Source organism: Streptomyces sp. NPDC054887 (genome assembly GCF_053610585.1).
Map to the genome: position 1 here is coordinate 43,514 of NZ_JBSGYQ010000040.1, position 18,110 is coordinate 61,623.

Genomic DNA, 18,110 nt, shown 5'->3' on the forward strand with positions numbered 1-18,110 from the left:
AGCGTGCCGGTCGCGGTGCGCAGAGTCAGCCGGTCACAGCGTCCGAATCGCCGCGCCGCCACGACCAGACAGAGACTCTCCTTGTCATGCAACACGATATGTCCGACCCATATGGCCCATGCTGCATCGGTTGCCGAGATCACAGTGCTCCCGACCCTTCGAAACCCGTTACAGATGTGACTGGCGCAGATGTCCGTGTGCCTGGGCGGCGGCTCCGGGCGGGTCGCCAGCCAGTTGGTAGCTGGAGAACATCGCACCCGTTCTCCTGCAGCATCTCGATAGTCCGGCGGGCCGGCTCCGGGTGGAGGTGAAACACCCAGGGGCCAGGAATCAGCACTACAGGATGCAGCCCCGTCTGCACAGCGCGAATCATCCGCCCCAGGGCCGGGAGTGCCGCATCGGAGCGTGTGCCGTTGTCGAAATATATGAAGGGCTCAGGTATACGAAGCTGGACAGCGTACTCACGGAGGGCCATCTCGTGGCTGGGCATTCCCCAAGGGGCGGCCGGGTAGCAGCGGAGGTAGGCGGCGCTGCGCCCTAGGGAGGTCGGAGGCGAAGATGTGAAGGCCATGGCCCTGTCCCATCTACTCTGAGCTGGTGTGTTCCTTCCCCTAGGAAAGCCGTTGGATGAGTTGCGCTGCAATGCGGGAAGCACGGGGTTATTGCCGCAGGGCTGCATTGGGTGGTAACGGGAACGAGAGTGGCGATAGCGTTTCGTAGTGGGTGAGGTGCGGGTCTCGCCGCCGTACCCATGTTGTGCGGATCCCCTCGCGTAACCGGCTTCGGCTCTTGACCTGGCGGCGTCGCTCCTCAATCCTTCCGATTGAGTTGCGTCGAATGAGACGCGTGCCGTCATAAGCAACTGGCGATGGCGGTTCCCAGTCGTGCGAGCTGCACAGGAGTACCCATGGCTCATGAAGTCCGCGCTGTCATCGCCCGGCGGAAGGGCGACCCCGTCTCTCTGGAGACGATTATCGTCCCCGACCCGGGACCGGGCGAGGCGCTGGTGAAGGTGGAGGCCTGCGGCGTCTGCCACACCGACTTGCACTACCGCGAGGGGGGTATTGGTGATGAATTCCCCTTCCTCCTCGGCCATGAGGCGGCAGGCCGAGTGGAATCAATCGGCGAGGGTGTCACAGAGGTGGCACCGGGGGACTTCGTCATCCTCAACTGGCGTGCCGTCTGCGGCCAGTGCCGCGCTTGCCGGAGGGGCAGGCCGTGGTACTGCTTCGCCACGCACAACGCCAAGCAGCCCATGACCCTGGCCGACGGGACGCCCCTGTCGCCGGCGCTCGGGATCGGTGCGTTCGCCGAGAAGACCCTCGTCGCGGCCGGGCAGTGCACCAAGGTTGACCCGGCGGCCCCCGCCACTGCCGCCGGGCTGCTGGGATGTGGTGTGATGGCGGGCTTCGGAGCCGCAGTGAACACTGGTGCGGTTTCCCGCGGCGACTCCGTTGCTGTCATCGGCTGTGGGGGAGTAGGCATGGCGGCGGTCGCGGGTGCACGGCTCGCCGGCGCATCGAAGATCATCGCCATTGACCTCGACGAGCGAAAGCTCGGCCGTGCTCAGGAGATGGGCGCAACCCACACCGTCCGCGCCGCGGGGAACGATGTGGTCGAGGCCGTGCGCGAGATGACCGAGGGCTTCGGCGCGGATGTGGTCATCGATGCGGTCGGCCGCCCGGAGACCTACAAGCAGGCGTTCTATGCCCGTGACCTCGCGGGGACCGTCGTGCTCGTCGGTGTACCGGCCCCCGACACAACGCTTGAGCTGCCGCTCCTGGACGTGTTCGGGCGGGGCGGGGCGCTCAAGTCGAGTTGGTACGGTGACTGCTTGCCGTCGCGGGACTTCCCGGCACTGGTCGATCTTTTCCTGCAAGGACGGTTCGATCTGAGTGCCTTCGTCACGGAGACCGTAGAACTCGGCGAAGTGGAGGAGGCGTTCGAACGGATGAAGCGGGGAGATGTGCTGCGCTCGGTGGTCGTCCTGTGAGCTTCGTACAGATAGAACGAATCGTCACCAGCGGCCGTTTCTCACTCGACGGGGGCAGCTGGGACGTGGACAATAACGTGTGGCTGATCGGCAACGACGACGAGGTGCTGGTCATTGACGCGGCCCACGACGCTGACGCGGTGATCGCGGCGGTGGACGGCCGCCGCCTGAGGGCTATCGTCTGCACCCACGCCCATAACGATCACGTCGGGATCGCTCCCGAGGTCGCCGACCGAACAGGCGCGCCGATTCTGCTCCACCCGGATGACGACGTCCTGTGGCGGATGACGCACCCGCACCGGAAGCCTGATGGTCCCCTGGGGCACGGTGATGAGCTGGACGTCGCGGGGACGCAACTGAGTGTCCTACACACGCCCGGTCACGCCCCGGGAGCCGTCTGCCTCTACGCTCCATCCCTAGGCGTGCTGTTCAGCGGTGACACCCTGTTCGCCGGCGGTCCGGGGGCCACTGGGCGCTCCTTCAGCGACTTCGGGACAATCATCATGTCCATAGGCGAGCGGCTGCTGAGCCTGCCCGCGGCGACCGTGGTCCACCCAGGCCATGGGGACTCCACCACCATCGGTGACGAGGCAACCGACTTGGAGGCCTGGGTCAAGCGGGGCCATTGAGCATTCCGGCCCCAGCACGAAAGACTCTGCCCGCCGTCCCCGACGGCGGGCAGAGTCACAGTTGTTGTTGCGCAGGGCACCTATCCGCCGATCTCCTCCGGCTTCACGGTGATCCAGTCGCGCTTGGCGTCAACCAGGACGCCGGCTTCCCGCTGCTGGGCAGCGCGCTTGGACTTCTCTTCCTCCAGGGCGTCGGTGTACTTCTGCTTGCGATTGACCCACACTCGGGCGCCCCCATCCTGGATGTCCACGTCGAAGAGCATGTACCAGTCGGTCGGTGCGTCCCCGGCAACGAGCATGGGACGGTCGTAGGGATGGATGTACTCCTTGATCCCTGCCAGCTTCCCGACGTACCACGTGCCAGGAGTCCACAGGTACGGCGTGACCTCCATGCTCATGTGCTGATTCTTTGTGTACTCCGCGTCGAGGAAGTGCCCGTCCTCGATCTGCTTGCGCGCGGTGGTCAGCCGGCCGGTCTTGGTGTCCTTGAGCAGGGTGGTGACACCGATGACCTTCGCCGGGTCGACATTCAGGCCGTACTTCGGGTCGGACACCACCATCCGTACGAGCTCTTCGTGTGCGGCCGTCATCACGTAGACGGTTATGTCCCGCCGCTTCAGCTCGTTGATCAGCTCCCGCTGAGCCGGGTAGATGCGGGGCGCCTGGACGGTACCGTCCACCACCTTGTCGCCGTCGTAGTACCGCACGGGGATGGGCTTGGTGTAGGCGTAGAGATCGTCCACGTGCTTCTTAAGCTCGGCGAGGGTGAGCCCCGAGAAGACCTGCGCGATCCAGGGGAAGCACACCTTGTCATCGATCTCGCAGAGCCGTGAGTAGTACGAGTACAGGCTCTCGTTCTCCCGGAACGGCTGCAGTTTCAGGGACGGGTCGATGTTCTCCCGGGTCAGTACCCCCTTCATCTCGAGGAAGGGCAGCAGCGACTCCTCGAGGTCATAACGCCAGATGGTGTTGTCCGCGTCGAAGACGGCGTAGTCCCCTCGGCCGGCATGCTTGTTGATGACCCGCTCCAGCTGGTCACCTTGGGCCTGGGGCCAGGCTTTGAGTTCCGTCCGCTTCTCCCCCTGGGCGGGCCCGGGTGCGGCCTCTCCCGCCTGGCTGATCGCGAGGAGCGATGCCCCGGCCACCAGAGTGGCTGCGGCCTTGACGGCGAGGGACGTGCGCTTCCGTGCGCGAGTACCGGTCATACGGAGACTCCCAACGTTCCGTTATGCGCAATGCATCGTGTGATGAGCAACGGAAGTTGATCGAGCCGCGTGTTGTCAATGCGTAGTCGATAGCGGTCCCGGCAAACATCAAGGATGGGTACGCCTCCAGGCCACGAAACGCCCGCGAAGCTGTTCCAATACGCGCATGACGTTGCGCATGAAGGAACGGTCGAAGCTGAGCTAAGTGGCTGCGGGACCGCTTGACAGCGGCAGGGGGCGTCAACACACTTGCGTTGCGCGCACTGCAATTCGTTTCTTTATGTGCACACTAGCTGTCGCCCAAGGGCGTCGGCCGGATCCACGTCTCGACTGCTGGGTCCGCTACCCCTACCAGTTCTCGACGTCTCTTGCGAGGAGCGCCGTGACCATCACCAATCTGCCGGAGAGCCTGATAGCGACCCTCCCCGGCCACTACTACACGGACCCCGAAGTGTTCCGGCTGGAGCAGGAGCGGATCTTCGAGGCGATGTGGTTCTGCGTTGCCCGATCCTCAGAACTCCCCAAGCCTGGAGCTTTCAAGACAGTGGACGTCGGAAGGGAGAGCGTGCTTGTCACACGGGCCAGAGACGGAGGCATCCGAGCCTACCTCAACGTCTGCCGGCACCGTGGCGCCAAACTGTGCACCGAGGAGACGGGGGAGGTGAAGCGGGCCTTCCAATGCCCCTACCATGCATGGACGTACGACCTGGAAGGCAAACTCGTCGCCGCGCCCAACCTCACCAAGATGCCGGACGTCGGCCGCACGGAGTACGGGCTGAGCGCGGTTCACGTCCGGGAGTGGCTCGGCTACGTGTGGGTGTGCACCGCCGAGGATGCCCCGTCGTTCGACGAGACCGTCATCGCCGACGTGGTGGACCGCCTGGGTGATGTCGGGGCGCTTGAGCGGTACGACGTGGATTCGCTGGAAGTGGGCCGACGGATCGTCTACGACGTCAAGGCGAACTGGAAGCTGATCATCGAGAACTTCATGGAGTGCTACCACTGCGCCACGATCCACCCCGAACTCACCGAAGTGCTTCCCGAGTTCGCGGACGGTTACGCGGCTCAGTACTACGTGGGACACGGCGCAGAGTTCGGGGACGAGGTTAAGGGCTTCACCGTGGACGGCTCCGAGGGTGTGGACCGCATCCCGACTATCACCGAGGACCAGGACCGCCGCTACTACGCCATTACCGTCCGGCCGCAGGTTTTCATCAACCTCGTGCCGGACCACGTCATCTTCCACCGCATGTATCCCGTGTCCGAGGACCGCACGATCGTGGAGTGTGACTGGCTCTACCTGAAGGACGTCGTCGCCTCGGGCAAGGACGTGAGCCGCTCCGTTGAGCTGTTCGACCGGGTCAACCGGCAGGACTTCGAGGCCTGCGAACGCTGCCAGCCCACGATGAGTTCACGCCTGTACAAGCACGGGGGAGTCCTCGTGCCGAGCGAGCACCACATCGGCGCGTTCCACAGCTGGGTGGAATCCCGGATCGGCCCCGTGCAGTAGCAACCCCCCCCCCCCACAGTGGCACTTGAAAGGTAGTCATGGCAGGCAAGGCCCCGCGGGAAGACCCTGACGAGCGTCATCTGTCCGTGGGGCCCGCGAAGCAATGGGCGGCCGGAATACCGGCCGTCTCCCACGCGCTGACAATGGCCCATGACCAGATGGGGCTTCGGCGAACCGCCCTCACCCTCCTCAAGGTCAACCAGAAGAACGGCTTCGACTGCCCGGGATGCGCGTGGCCGGAGAGCGACCACCGCAGCCGAGCGGAGTTCTGCGAGAACGGAGCCAAGGCAGTGGCCGAGGAGGCCACACTGCGGAGGGTGGGAGCGGAGTTCTTCGCTGGTCACTCGGTGGCAGAACTAGGAGCACGCAGCGACTACTGGCTGGGGCAGCAGGGCCGGCTGACCGAACCTGTATACCGGGCCCCCGGCGCCGAGCATTACGTGAAGATTACCTGGGAGGCGGCGTTCGACCTGATCGCGCGCCACCTCCGCCAGCTGGACGGCCCTGACGGTGCCGCGTTCTACACCTCTGGCCGCACGTCCAACGAAGCGGCCTTCGCCTACCAGCTCATGGTCCGCAGTCTGGGGACGAACAACCTGCCCGACTGCTCCAACATGTGCCATGAGTCCAGCGGGTCGGCGCTGACGGAAACGATCGGTATCGGCAAAGGGAGCGTGCACCTGGAGGACCTGCACCGCGCCGATCTGATCCTCGTCGTCGGCCAGAACCCAGGTACCAACCATCCGCGCATGCTGTCCGCCCTGGAGCGGGCGAAGCGCGGTGGTGCACGCGTCATCGCCGTGAACCCCCTCCCGGAGTCGGGCCTGCTCGCCTTCAAAAATCCGCAGAACGTACGCGGCCTTGTCGGTCGTGGGACCAGTCTCGCCGACCGCTTCCTGCAGATACGCTTGGGTGGTGATCTGGGGCTCTTCCAGGGACTCTCCCGTCTGCTTTTGGACGCCGAGGACGCCGCCCCGGGGACGGTTCTCGACCACGACTTCGTCACCGCGCACACGGACGGGTTCGAGGCATACGCGAGCCACCTCCGCTCACTCGACTGGGACGCTGTGCTGGAGGCCACGGCCCTCACGCACGAGGAGATAGCGGCCACTGTTCGCGACGTCATCGAAGCCCGGTCCGTGGTGGTCTGCTGGGCCATGGGGCTCACACAGCACAAGCACTCGGTACCCACCATTCGCGAAGTGGTCAACTTCCTACTGCTGCGGGGCAACATTGGACGTTCCGGGGCGGGCGTCTGCCCCGTCCGAGGCCACTCGAACGTACAGGGCGACCGGACCATGGGCATCTACGAGAAGCCGTCGGAGGACTTCCTCGACGCGCTGGGTGCGGAGTTCGGCTTCGATCCGCCCCACCATCCCGGATATGACGCCGTGGAGACCATTCACGCCATGCGGGACGGTCGAGTGCGCGTGTTCTTCGCCATGGGCGGGAACTTCGTCTCCGCTGCTCCGGACACCGCTGCCACGGAAGAGGCCTTGCGGCGCTGCGCGCTCACCGTGCAGGTGTCCACGAAACTCAACCGCTCACACGGCGTGTGCGGGCGCGAGGCGCTCATCCTGCCCACGCTCGGTCGCACCGAACGGGACCAGGCACCGAACGGCAGGGAACGCTTCATCACTGTCGAGGACTCCATGGGCGTTGTGCACGCCTCACGGGGAAACCTGCCACCCGCCTCTCCCCACCTGCTGTCGGAGGTAGCGATCGTCTGCCGGCTGGCCAGAGCACTCTTCGGCCCCGGTGGCGGGAACGGTCCGGCGATTCCGTGGGGCGACTTCGAAGCCGACTACGACGCCATCCGTGAGCGCATCGAGCGAGTGATCCCCGGGTTCGAGGCATTCAATAGTAGGGTGCGGCGTCCCGGAGGGTTCGTGCTGCCTCACGGCCCCCGCGACCAGCGCCGCTTCGCCACGCCGACGGGCAGGGCGCACTTCACCGTGAACGAGCTGTACGCGCCCCGGGTACCTCCGGGCAGGCTGCTGCTGCAGACGCTGCGCAGTCACGATCAGTACAACACAACGATCTACGGACTCGATGACCGTTATCGCGGGATCAAGGGAGGGCGGCGCGTGGTTTTCGTCCATGCCGATGATCTTGCCGATCGGGGTTTCGCAGACGGTGACCTGTTGGATCTGGTCAGTGAGTGGTCCGACGGTACGGAGCGCCGGGCTCCAGCCTTTCGGGCGATCGCTTACGACACCCCACGGGGGTGTTGTGCGGCCTACTTCCCCGAGACGAACGTACTGGTCCCGCTCGGTTCTGTGGCCGATGTGTCGAATACGCCGACGTCCAAGAGCATCGTCGTCCGGCTGGAGCCCCCGACCGCTATCCCAGGTAACCCATTCGGAAGCTGATCTCCTCGGCGCCCTTCACCAGGAGGGGAGCCAGCTCGTCCATCCGCTCACGGGTGAAGCGGTAGGCAGGTCCCGAGGCGCTGATGGCGGCGATGACATCGCCGTCACGAGAGCGGACCGGCGCCGCCATGGCGTGCAGCCCGATCTCGAATTCCTCGTAATTCGTGGCGTATCCCCTCTTGCGGGTCTCCGTGAGCTCCTTCTCCAGTTTGGTCTTCGCGGTGATGGTGTGTGGGGTGATCTTCTTGATGCCGGACTGAGCCAGGATCGCGGACCGCTCCTTCGTGGGCAGCTGGGCCAGAAGTATCTTGCCGCTGGAGGTGGCGTAAAGCGGGGTGAGCTGTCCCACCCAGTTGTTGGCGGTGACTGCTCCGGGGCCGTGGACCTGATACAGGTTGATCGCGTAGTGAGCCTCTCGCACGGCCACGTTCACCGTCTCGCCGATTTCCTCGGCCAGCCGCTCGCAGACTGGGCGGCCCTGCTCCGTGATGTCGATCCTCCGGCTCACGGCCCCGGCGAGGCGTACGATGCCGAACCCGAGTCGGTACTTGCCGCGCTCGGCAGCCTGCTCCACCAGTCCGCGTGCCTCCAGGGCGCCCAACAGGCGGAATGCCGTCGACTTGTGCACGTCGATGGTCGTCGCGACCTCACTCACGCCGGCCTCGCCCCGCTGGGCCAAGATCTCCAGCACGGTGACCGCGCGGTCGACGGACTGGACGCCGCCCGCAGCGCCGTGCGCGGCTTCGGAAGCTGTCGTGTCGTTGCTCATACCGAAACTATACGCAAAGAACTCAACAGTGAGCCGGGTGGGGACCCCCTGTTCAACTCGCCAATAAGTTGCGCGTTCTGCAACCTAGTGCGTAATTCGCTACTCGCTATAGCATGCGGCGCGTATCCACAGCGCGAGCGGAACGAGGCATCCATGGCGCTCAAGCAGTACGACTTCGTCATCGTCGGTGGGGGATCGGCAGGCTGTGCCCTGGCGAACCGGCTCTCTGCCGAGCCCGGCAATCAGGTTCTGGTGCTCGAGGCGGGACGATCCGACCCTCTCTGGGACGTATTCATTCACATGCCCGCAGCGCTGCCCTTCCCCATCGGTAGCCGGTTCTACGACTGGAAATACGAGTCCGAGCCCGAGCCGCACATGGGGGGTCGGCGCATCTACCATGCTCGCGGCAAGGTCCTGGGCGGCTCGAGCAGCATCAACGGCATGATCTTCCAGCGTGGCAACCCCATGGACTACGAGCGCTGGGGCCGCGATCCCGGCATGGGCGACTGGGATTACGCACATTGCCTGCCCTACTTCAATAGGATGGAGAACTGTCTGGCGGCCGACCCCAACGACGAGTTCCGTGGACACTCGGGGCCGCTGGTTCTCGAACGCGGCCCGGCCACCAATCCCCTTTTTTCTGCGTTCCTCGAAGCGGTGCAGCAGGCCGGCTACCCCTTGACCGACGATGTCAACGGGTATCGGCAGGAGGGCTTCGCCCATTTCGACCGCAACATCCACCGGGGTCGCAGGCTCTCCGCGGCGCGTGCCTATCTCCACCCGGCCATGAAGCGGCCCAACCTCGAGGTTCGGACAGGAGCCCTCGTTACCCGCGTGCTGTTCTCGGGGAAGCGGGCCATCGGCGTGGAGTACCGCTCCCGGGGCGGCAAGACACACCGAGTGCGGGCCGGTGAAGTGATCCTCTCGGGTGGCGCCATCAACAGTCCCCAGCTGCTGCAGCTCTCGGGCGTCGGCAACGCCGAGGAGCTCCGCAACCTCGGCATAGACGTGGTGGCGCACGTGCCCGGTGTGGGGGAGAACCTCCAGGACCACCTCGAGGTGTACGTGCAGTACGCGTGCAAGAAGCCCGTGTCGATGCAGCCCTACTTGAAGTGGCGACACCGGCCCTGGGTAGGGCTCCAGTGGCTCTTCCGCAAGGGCCCGGGTGCGACAAACCACTTCGAGGCCGGCGGATTCGCGCGCAGCAATGAGGATGTGGACTACCCGAACCTCATGTTCCACTTCCTGCCCATCGCGGTGCGATACGACGGCTCATCCCCGTCCGGCGGCCATGGTTACCAGGTACACGTCGGCCCCATGTACTCGGACGCGATCGGTTCCGTGAAGATCAAGAGTAAAGACCCCTCAGTCCACCCGGCGCTGAGGTTCAACTACCTCTCCACCGAGCAGGACCGCCGTGAATGGGTCGAGGCGATCCGCGTGTCCCGCAACATTCTGGGACAGTCGGCCATGGACCCCTACAACGGTGGGGAGGTGTCCCCGGGGCCGCAGGTCGAGACGGACGAGCAGATCCTTGACTGGGTGGCGAAGGAAGGCGAGACCGCGCTGCATCCCTCCTGCTCGTGCAAGATGGGAGTCGACGAGATGTCGGTGGTCGATCCCGCGACCATGAAGGTCCACGGTCTGCAAGGGCTGCGGGTGGTCGACGCGTCGGTGCTGCCGTACGTCACCAACGGAAACATCTATGCCCCTGTGATGATGGTCGCCGAAAAGGCCGCCGACCTGATCCTCGGCAACAAGCCGTTGGCTCCCTCCGCGGCGGAGTTCTACCGCCACAGGGAGGCGGGGCAGGGCAACGCTCCGGGGAATCGGTAGAGGAGGGGCGGGCCGTGAGCCGTTTCGTAGAACTGTGGGACCGTGCCGAGCGGCAGCGCGGGGCGTCAGCGCTGCAGCCGCTGCTCAGGGGGATGAGGTACGAGATCCTGCCCGCCCGGAGCACGGAGGAGAAGGTGCTCCGGCATGTTCCGGCGGAGGTGCCACTGGCTGTCACCGCCTCGCCCGTCAAGGGGCTGGGGCCGACGCTGAAACTTACGACCCGCCTTGCCCGGCATGGATACACCATGATTCCGCACGTCCCGGCCCGGCTGATCGAGAGTGAGGGGCACCTGGACGAGATCGTAGGGAGCTTGCGGGCGGCAGGTATCCGTGATGTGTTCGTGCCGGCCGGCGACGCGGATCGCCCGGCCGGCCGGTACGACGCGGCCCTTCCGTTGCTGCGCCGTATCGCCGAGCTCGGCGGTCCCTTTGAGCACGTGGGCATCACAGGCTACCCCGAGAGCCACCCGCGGATCGATGACGATGTCACGATCCAGGCCATGTGGGACAAGCGCGCATTCTCTACGTATATCGTCAGTAACCTCTGCTTCGACGCTCGCGTTCTGACGGCATGGCTGAGGCGCGTGCGGCGGCGTCGAGTGACGCTGCCGGTATACGTCGGAGTGGCCGGCCCCGTCGACCGGACCAAGCTGCTTGCTGTGGCGGTCAAGATCGGTGTGGGGGAGTCGACCAGATTCCTTGCCCGGCACCCCTCGTGGTTCCTGCGCTTCGCGGCGCCCGGAGGTTACGTGCCTGAGCGCCTGCTCCACCCGGGTGCTCCAGTCCTCACCGCGCCGGGCATGGGTGTGGCGGGCCTGCACGTCTTTACGTTCAATCAGTTGGCCGAGACGGAGAGCTGGCGTCGGGCCATGCTGACACGCGCCGGCCGGCCCTGAGGTGTCCGCCGTCCCGGTCACGCCAAAGGGGGGAGGCACGCTTCGAGCGTGCCTCCCCCCTTTGGCGTCGCATCAGCGGAATACGACGGTGCGGTTCCCCCGGGTCATCACGCGACTCTCGCTGTGCCAGGCAACGGCCCGGGCCAGGACTTGGGCTTCCACGTCCCTGCCGAGAGCGACGAGCTCCTCGGGCGTGTGGGCGTGATTCACCCGCACGACGTCCTGTTCGATGATGGGCCCTTCGTCGAGATCCCCCGTGACGTAATGGGCCGTGGCGCCCACGAGCTTCACGCCTCGCAGATGTGCCTGGTCGTACGGGCGGGCTCCCTTGAAGCTCGGCAGGAACGAGTGGTGAATGTTGATGGCTCTTCCTTCGAGCTGCTTACAGGTGTCGTCGGAAAGGATCTGCATGTAACGGGCCAGCACCACGAGGTCGACGCCGAGCTGGTCGACCAGGTGCAGCAGGCGCGCCTCTGCCTCCGCCTTTGTCTGGGGTGTCACCGGGATGTGGTGGAAGGGAATCCCGTAGCTCTTCGACAGCCCCTCGAAATCCCGGTGATTGGAGACGATCGCCGGGATGTCGACGTGGAGCCCCCCGGTGCGCCGGCGGAAGAGGAGATCGTTGAGACAGTGTCCGAATTTCGAAACCATGATCAGCGTGCGGGTGCGGGTCGAGACGTCCTGCAGGCGCCAGTCGATCCGGTAGGCCTCCGCCACCGCGCCGAAGCCGGCCGCCAGTACGTCGAGTGTCGCGTCACCGGCCGCCACCTCGAAGTGAACCCGCATGAAGAAGCGGCCTTCCCGTCGGTCGTCGAACTGCTGATTCTCGAGGATGTTTCCGCCGTGCTCGACGAGGAATCCGCTCACGGCGTGGACGAGGCCTGGCCTGTCAGGGCAGGAGAGGGTCAGTACGAACTCCCGGCCGGGCCTGTGCTGAGTAGCCATGAAGCCTCCAACTGGTGCTGATTGCACAACGCGTTGATTTATACGCAACATGTTGGGCGGGTTCCGGTGGGCCGGTCAAGGGGGGTGTCACCTAGGGAAGGCCCGCATTTAATCGGGTGCGCCGTTGTCTTGACGGGTGCAGTCCTGTACGTGAATGTGTTCCATCACGAGCAATGAGATGCGTTATACGCAACGATAATCGTGCATGACCTGCTTGAAGGACCACACATGGCAGACCTGTATGTGGATGGCAAGTGGCGTGAATCTGCGACCGCCGGACAGAGGGACATCCACTGTCCGGCGGACGGCAGGCACGTCGCCTCAGTGTCCGAGGGAGCGCGGAGTGACGCGGAGGACGCAATCCGCGCGGCGCGTCGGGCCTTCGACGAAGGCCCTTGGCGCCACACCCCGGAGCGTGAACGTGGAATGCTGCTGTTGCGCGTCGCCGACCTGCTGGAGGAACGGGCCGGTGACGTCGCCCGGGCGGAGTCGCTCGACACGGGCAAACGCCTGGTGGAAAGTGAGTACGATGTCGCCGACGTCGTGGCGTGCTTCCGCTACTTCGGCTCCATTGCCGGAACCAGCCCGGGTCGCGTGGTTGACACCGGGCGGGCGGACGCCATCAGCCGCATCGTCTACGAACCCGTGGGCGTCTGCGGTCTGATTACGCCCTGGAACTACCCCCTTCTCCAGGCGGCTTGGAAGGTGGCCCCCGCGCTTGTGGCGGGCAACACCTTCGTGCTCAAGCCCAGCGAACTGACTCCGTCGACATCGGTGATGCTGATGGGGCTGCTGGAGGAAGCCGGTCTGCCGCCCGGAGTGGGAAATCTCGTCCTGGGTGCGGGTGGCGAGGTCGGAGCGCCGCTCGCCGAGCATCCCGAGGTGGACCTGGTCTCCTTCACTGGAGGGCTGGAAACCGGGAAAAGGATCATGGCGTCCAGCGCTGCCACGGTGAAGAAGGTCGCACTCGAGCTGGGCGGCAAGAATCCCAACGTCGTCTTCCGTGACGCCGATGTCGAGGCGGCATTGGACTTCGCACTCACCGCCGTGTTCCTCCACTCCGGCCAGGTGTGTTCCGCCGGGGCCCGCCTGGTCGTGGAGGACTCGCTGCATGACACCTTCGTCGACGAACTGGTGCGTCGTGCCCAACTGATTCGGCTCGGTGGACCGTTCGACAGCCACGCCGAGACCGGTCCGCTGATATCGGAGGCGCACCGTGCCAAGGTCGAGGATTACGTCGCGGCAGGGATCGACGAAGGAGCGGTTCTCCGGTGTGGGGGCCGCCGCCCGGACGATGAGCGTCTGGCCCGGGGGTATTACTACCAGCCGACCGTCCTTGACGAATGTCACCAAGGGATGAGAGTGGTGCACGAGGAGTCCTTCGGACCGGTGCTGACCGTCGAACGGTTCACGGACGAGGATGACGCCGTCCGCATCGCTAATGACACCGAATTCGGGCTTGCCGGGGCTGTGTGGACACAAGACGCCGGCAAGGCGCAGCGCGTGGCCCACCGATTGCGGCACGGAACGGTGTGGATCAATGACTACCACCCGTATCTGCCGCAGGCGGAGTGGGGTGGTTTCGGCCGCTCCGGGATCGGGCGCGAGTTGGGGCCGGCCGGTCTCGACGAGTACCGCGAGCCCAAGCACATCTGGCAGAACATCGCCCCCCGGCCACAGCGCTGGTTCTCCGGTTAGCGAAGCAAACCGTCCCCTCCCTCCCCCCCCCTTCACCCAGGAGCAGATTATGACCACTGCACCCCCCGGACGGCCGCAAGTCGCTGCCCCCGCGGACGATGACGCCGAACTTGCGGAGTTCGGTTACCGGCCGGAACTCAAGCGCACACTGGGCAACTTCCACACCTTCGCGGCGGGGATCTCGTACATCTCGATCCTCACCGGCACCTTTCAGCTGTTCTACTTCGGCTACGCGAGCGGCGGCCCGGCCTATTGGTGGTCATGGCCGATGGTGTTCGCAGGCCAGTTCATGGTGGCTCTCTGTTTCGCCGAGCTGGCGGCCCGCTACCCGGTGGCGGGAAGCATCTACAACTGGGCCAAGAAGATGGGCAATCCCCACATAGGCTGGCTGGCCGGGTGGATGATGCTCATCGCTTCGATCGTCTCAATCGCGGCCGTGGCGCTCGCCTACCAGCTCACGCTGCCGCAGATCTCGTCCTTCTTCCAGTTCGTGGGAGACGGTTCGGGACCTTACGACAAGCCAACCAACGCCGTTCTTCTTGCCGCGGTGCTCATCCTCTTCACCACCATCGTCAACGCCTTCGGCGTGAAGCTGATGGCGCGTATTAATACCGCCGGCGTGTTCCTGGAGCTCATCGCGACAGTCGTCCTGATCGTGCTCCTCGGCATCAATGTCGTCCGCGGGCCGGAAGTCGTCATGGAAACGGGCGGTACCGGTGACGGTCAGCCCTTCGGTTACCTTGGCGCCTTCCTGATCGCCTCCCTCGCATCGGCGTACGTGATGTATGGCTTCGATACTGCCGCCTCGCTGGGTGAGGAATCTCTCGACCCCTCGCGCAATGCCCCTCGAGCCATCATCCGGGCCATCCTCGCTTCCTTCGTGCTCGGTGGGCTGATCCTGATACTCGCGCTGATGAGCGTCTCGAACCTGCGGGGTGAGAATCTCTCCGTGGACGGGCTTCAGTACGTGGTGATGGACGTACTCGGCCCGACCGCCGGGCAGGCGATGCTCTGGTGCGTACTGATCGCTGTCACCGTGTGTGCACTGGCGGTGCACACCGCGGCCATCCGGCTCGCCTTCGCCATGGCCAGGGACAACAACCTCCCGGGGTCCTCGCGGCTCGCGAAGGTGAGTCCGCGGTTCGGGACGCCCGTACTGCCGACAGTGATCATCGGAGTGCTGGCGCTGGGCATCCTCGTGGTGAACATCCGGCAGCCGCAGATCTTCACCGTGGTGACCAGTATCGGCATCATCATGATCTATGTGGCCTACCTACTGGTCACGGGCCCCATGCTGGTGGCACGGCTGCGTGGCAAGTGGAAGCCGGTTGAGGGCAAGTTCTCCCTCGGGCGCTGGGGCCTGCTGGTGAACATCGTCGCCGTGGTGTGGGGGGCGGCAATGACCGTGAACCTGATTTGGCCGCGAGGCGCCGTATACAACGCGGCCGCTCCGTTCCACTGGTATCTGCGTTGGGGTGCGGTGCTGTTCGTCGGCGTCATCGCGTTGGGCGGATTCGCCTACTACTGGTTCATTCAGCGGCATCGCACGGGCGTGCTGGCTGAGCATGCGGCAGGCTCTTCGACGTCCCACTCCTAGGGTTCCTGAAGCCGCTCACCACGTAGTCGTACAGATCGTCGCCGTGCCCGACAGGCGTGCCAAATGCCTTGCGGGCACGGCGTTCTGTCGTTCGGCATGAGGATTTTCTGGACCAGATTCCGGCCCTTGACACTCCTGTCGGGCGACGTGCAGTGTGTGTTGCGTAACTTGCATTAAGTTGCGTCGATAGCAACGGAGGTTGGGCGATGGCAGGGCCGCAGGTGGTCATCATCGGAGCCGGTGTGGTGGGAGCGGCACTGGCCGACGAACTCTCCTCCCGGGGTTGGAATAGCATCACAGTCGTCGAACAGGGATCCTTGCCGGCCCCGGGTGGTTCGTCATCACACGCCCCCGGACTCGTCTTCCAGGTCAGCCCGTCTAAGGCGTTGACCGAAATGGCGCGGTACACCGTCGAGAAGTTCTCCTCCCTGCAAGTCGATGGTGAGAGCTGCTTCCGGCAGGTTGGGGGTCTCGAGGTCGCCACCACGCCGGATCGGCTCGTCGAGTTGCGACGACGACACGGATGGGTGACCGCCTGGGGTGTGGAGGCCCGGCTGCTCAGTCCCGACGAGTGTGTCGCCCTGCATCCGCTGCTCGACGGGAAGCGCGTGCTGGGTGGCCTCCACGTCCCCACTGACGGCCTGGCCAGATCCGTGCTGGGTGTCGATGCCCAGCTGACGCGCGCCAAGCAGCGCGGAGTGCGCGTCCTGGACCGCCACGAGGTGCTAGACATCCGCCATGAGGAGGGACCGGACGGGGAGCGCGTCAGAGCGGTGGTCACCGATCAGGGGGAGATACCCGCCGACGTGGTGGTCTGCTGCGCCGGCATCTGGGGCCCCAAGGTCGCCCGGATGGTCGGGATGAACCTGCCCCTCACGCCCCTCGCGCACCAACTCGCCTGGACCGGCCCGGTACCGGCGCTCGCGGGTCAAACCGAAGAGGCGGTTCGACCCATCCTCCGGCACCAGGACGCGGACCTGTACTACCGCGACCGTTTCGACAGGCTCGGCATCGGCTACTACGGTCACCGGCCCATGCCGGTCGCCGCCGACGACATCGCCTCCGTCGAGGAAGCCGACGAGATGCCTTCCGTACTGCGCTTCACCGAGGACGACTTCGCCGAGGCGTGGGCGCAGACGCGGGAACTGCTGCCGTGCACTCGTGACGCGAAGGTGGAGGAAGGCATCAATGGTCTGTTCTCCTTCACCACCGACGGCATGCCGCTGCTCGGCGAGTCACCCGAGGTCAAGGGGTTCTGGGTGGCCGAGGCAGTGTGGGTCACCCACTCTGCCGGCGTGGGCAGGGCCATGGCCGAATGGCTCGTCGACGGCTACTGCTCGACCTTCGACCTGCACGAGTGCGACGTCAACCGCTTCGAGGAGCACCAACTGGCGCCCGACTACGTCCTGGCGCGTGACTGCCAGAACTTCGTCGAGGTCTACGACATCCTCCACCCGCTCCAGCCGCCGGGCGACCCGCGACCGATGCGCACCAGCCCTTTCCATGAGCGTCAGCGCGAACTCGGCGCGGTGTTCCTTGAGGCGTCCGGTTGGGAGCGCCCTCAGTGGTACGGATCCAACGAGTCACTGCTCACAGGCCGGGACATCCCCAGTCCGAACTCCTGGGCCTCTCGCTACTGGTCTCCCATCGTCGCCGCGGAGGCCCAGGTCACACGGGAACGCGTCGCCCTCTACGACATGACGGCACTCAAGCGCATCGAGGTGACGGGGCGCGGTGCCGCAGCCTTTCTCCAGAGGCTCACCACCGGCAACGTCGACCGGGCCGTCGGCTCCGTCACCTACGTCCTGATGCTCGACGAGGACGGCGGAATCCGCAGCGACATCACCGTTGCCCGGCTCGGCCGCGACCACTTCCAGATCGGTGGGAACGGCAACCTCGACATCGTCTGGCTCAACCGCCACGCGCCCACCGACAGCTCGGTCACCATCCGCGACATCACCGCGGGCACCTGTTGCATCGGACTGTGGGGCCCTCATGCCCGCGATGTCATCCAGCCGCTGACCCGGGACGACTTCTCCAATGCGGGACTTCGCTACTTCCAAGCGAAGCGGACCCATATCGGCGCAGTCCCCGTGACCGCAATGCGGCTGAGCTACGTGGGCGAGCTGGGCTGGGAGCTCTACACCACGGCGGACATGGGCCTGAAACTCTGGGACACACTGTGGGAGGCGGCACGTCCGTATGGGGGGATCGCGGCCGGCCGAGGCGCCTTCAACAGTCTGCGGCTGGAGAAGGGGTACCGGTCCTTCGGCACGGACATGACCTACGAGCACGATCCATACGAAGCCGGGCTCGCCTTCGCGGTCAAGACCACCAAGAGCGACTACATCGGACGAGCAGCCCTCGAACGGCGCGCCGCCGCGGTGACACGCCGCTTGACCTGTCTGACCATCGACGACCCGCAATCCGTCGTGATGGGTAGGGAACCGGTGTACGCCGGCGAGCACTGCGTCGGCTACGTCACGAGCGCGGCGTACGGCTACACCATCGGCAAAGGCATCGCCTATGCCTGGCTCCCGGTGGATCTCTCCACGCCGGGCAGACCTTTCGACATCGGCTACTTCGGCAAACGCGTCCGGGCAGCTGTAACCGAGGAACCACTGTTCGACCCCTCCATGAGCCGCCTGCGTGGATGACCC

12 protein-coding genes are annotated in these 18,110 nt (G+C 65.4%); 9 read left to right on the forward strand and 3 right to left on the reverse strand.

Translation table 11 applies throughout. The features are described from left to right. The first annotated feature begins 907 nt into the window (after positions 1-907). Positions 908-1,993, forward strand: coding sequence for an S-(hydroxymethyl)mycothiol dehydrogenase (locus ACWGH0_RS22430; protein ID WP_453405964.1), 1,086 nt, complete (start codon positions 908-910; stop codon positions 1,991-1,993). Continuing rightward, positions 1,990-2,622, forward strand: a complete 633-nt coding sequence (locus tag ACWGH0_RS22435) for an MBL fold metallo-hydrolase (protein ID WP_453405965.1) — start codon at positions 1,990-1,992, stop codon at positions 2,620-2,622. The genes ACWGH0_RS22430 and ACWGH0_RS22435 overlap by 4 nt, the downstream gene beginning before the upstream one ends. A gap of 80 nt (positions 2,623-2,702) precedes the next feature. On the opposite strand, the gene ACWGH0_RS22440 is transcribed toward ACWGH0_RS22435, so the two are convergent. Continuing rightward, the gene (locus tag ACWGH0_RS22440; RefSeq protein WP_453405966.1) at positions 2,703-3,827 is read right to left on the reverse strand and encodes a haloacid dehalogenase-like hydrolase; all 1,125 of its coding nucleotides are present in this window, start codon (positions 3,825-3,827) and stop codon (positions 2,703-2,705) included. 382 nt (positions 3,828-4,209) lie between these two features. Here ACWGH0_RS22440 and ACWGH0_RS22445 point away from each other — a divergent pair, with 382 nt between their 5' ends. Together ACWGH0_RS22445 and ACWGH0_RS22450 are read left to right on the forward strand one after the other, a co-directional pair. Beyond that, on the forward strand, positions 4,210-5,337 hold the full coding sequence (locus ACWGH0_RS22445; RefSeq protein ID WP_453405967.1) for an aromatic ring-hydroxylating oxygenase subunit alpha: 1,128 nt from the start codon (positions 4,210-4,212) through the stop codon (positions 5,335-5,337). 38 nt (positions 5,338-5,375) lie between these two features. After that, positions 5,376-7,709 (forward strand): FdhF/YdeP family oxidoreductase, encoded by a 2,334-nt coding sequence (locus ACWGH0_RS22450; RefSeq protein ID WP_453405968.1) that lies wholly within the window; start codon positions 5,376-5,378, stop codon positions 7,707-7,709. Here the strand turns inward: ACWGH0_RS22450 and ACWGH0_RS22455 are convergent. Next, on the reverse strand, positions 7,681-8,478 hold the full coding sequence (locus tag ACWGH0_RS22455) for an IclR family transcriptional regulator (protein WP_453405969.1): 798 nt from the start codon (positions 8,476-8,478) through the stop codon (positions 7,681-7,683). The genes ACWGH0_RS22450 and ACWGH0_RS22455 overlap by 29 nt on opposite strands. Before the next feature lie 153 nt (positions 8,479-8,631). Between ACWGH0_RS22455 and betA the strand changes: the two genes are divergently transcribed. Both betA and ACWGH0_RS22465 read left to right on the forward strand, forming a co-directional pair. After that, entirely contained in the window at positions 8,632-10,314 is a 1,683-nt protein-coding gene (betA, locus tag ACWGH0_RS22460; RefSeq protein ID WP_453405970.1) for a choline dehydrogenase, read from the forward strand. Between the two features lie 92 nt (positions 10,315-10,406). Continuing rightward, entirely contained in the window at positions 10,407-11,210 is an 804-nt protein-coding gene (locus ACWGH0_RS22465; RefSeq protein ID WP_453405983.1) for a methylenetetrahydrofolate reductase, read from the forward strand. A 72-nt stretch (positions 11,211-11,282) separates the two neighbouring features. Here the strand turns inward: ACWGH0_RS22465 and purU are convergent, their stop codons facing one another. Beyond that, complete coding sequence (gene purU / locus ACWGH0_RS22470) at positions 11,283-12,155, reverse strand: formyltetrahydrofolate deformylase (RefSeq protein ID WP_453405984.1); 873 nt, start codon at positions 12,153-12,155, stop codon at positions 11,283-11,285. 228 nt (positions 12,156-12,383) lie between these two features. On the opposite strand from purU, the gene ACWGH0_RS22475 reads away from it, so the two are divergent. From ACWGH0_RS22475 to ACWGH0_RS22485, 3 genes are all read left to right on the forward strand, one after another. Continuing rightward, positions 12,384-13,853 (forward strand): aldehyde dehydrogenase family protein, encoded by a 1,470-nt coding sequence (locus ACWGH0_RS22475; RefSeq protein ID WP_453405971.1) that lies wholly within the window; start codon positions 12,384-12,386, stop codon positions 13,851-13,853. Positions 13,854-13,902: 49 nt separating this feature from the next. Next, positions 13,903-15,450, forward strand: coding sequence for an APC family permease (locus ACWGH0_RS22480; RefSeq protein WP_453405972.1), 1,548 nt, complete (start codon positions 13,903-13,905; stop codon positions 15,448-15,450). 206 nt (positions 15,451-15,656) lie between these two features. Further along, positions 15,657-18,107: a GcvT family protein gene (locus ACWGH0_RS22485; RefSeq protein ID WP_453405973.1), complete on the forward strand. Its 2,451-nt coding sequence runs from the start codon at positions 15,657-15,659 to the stop codon at positions 18,105-18,107. Positions 18,108-18,110 lie beyond the last annotated feature (3 nt).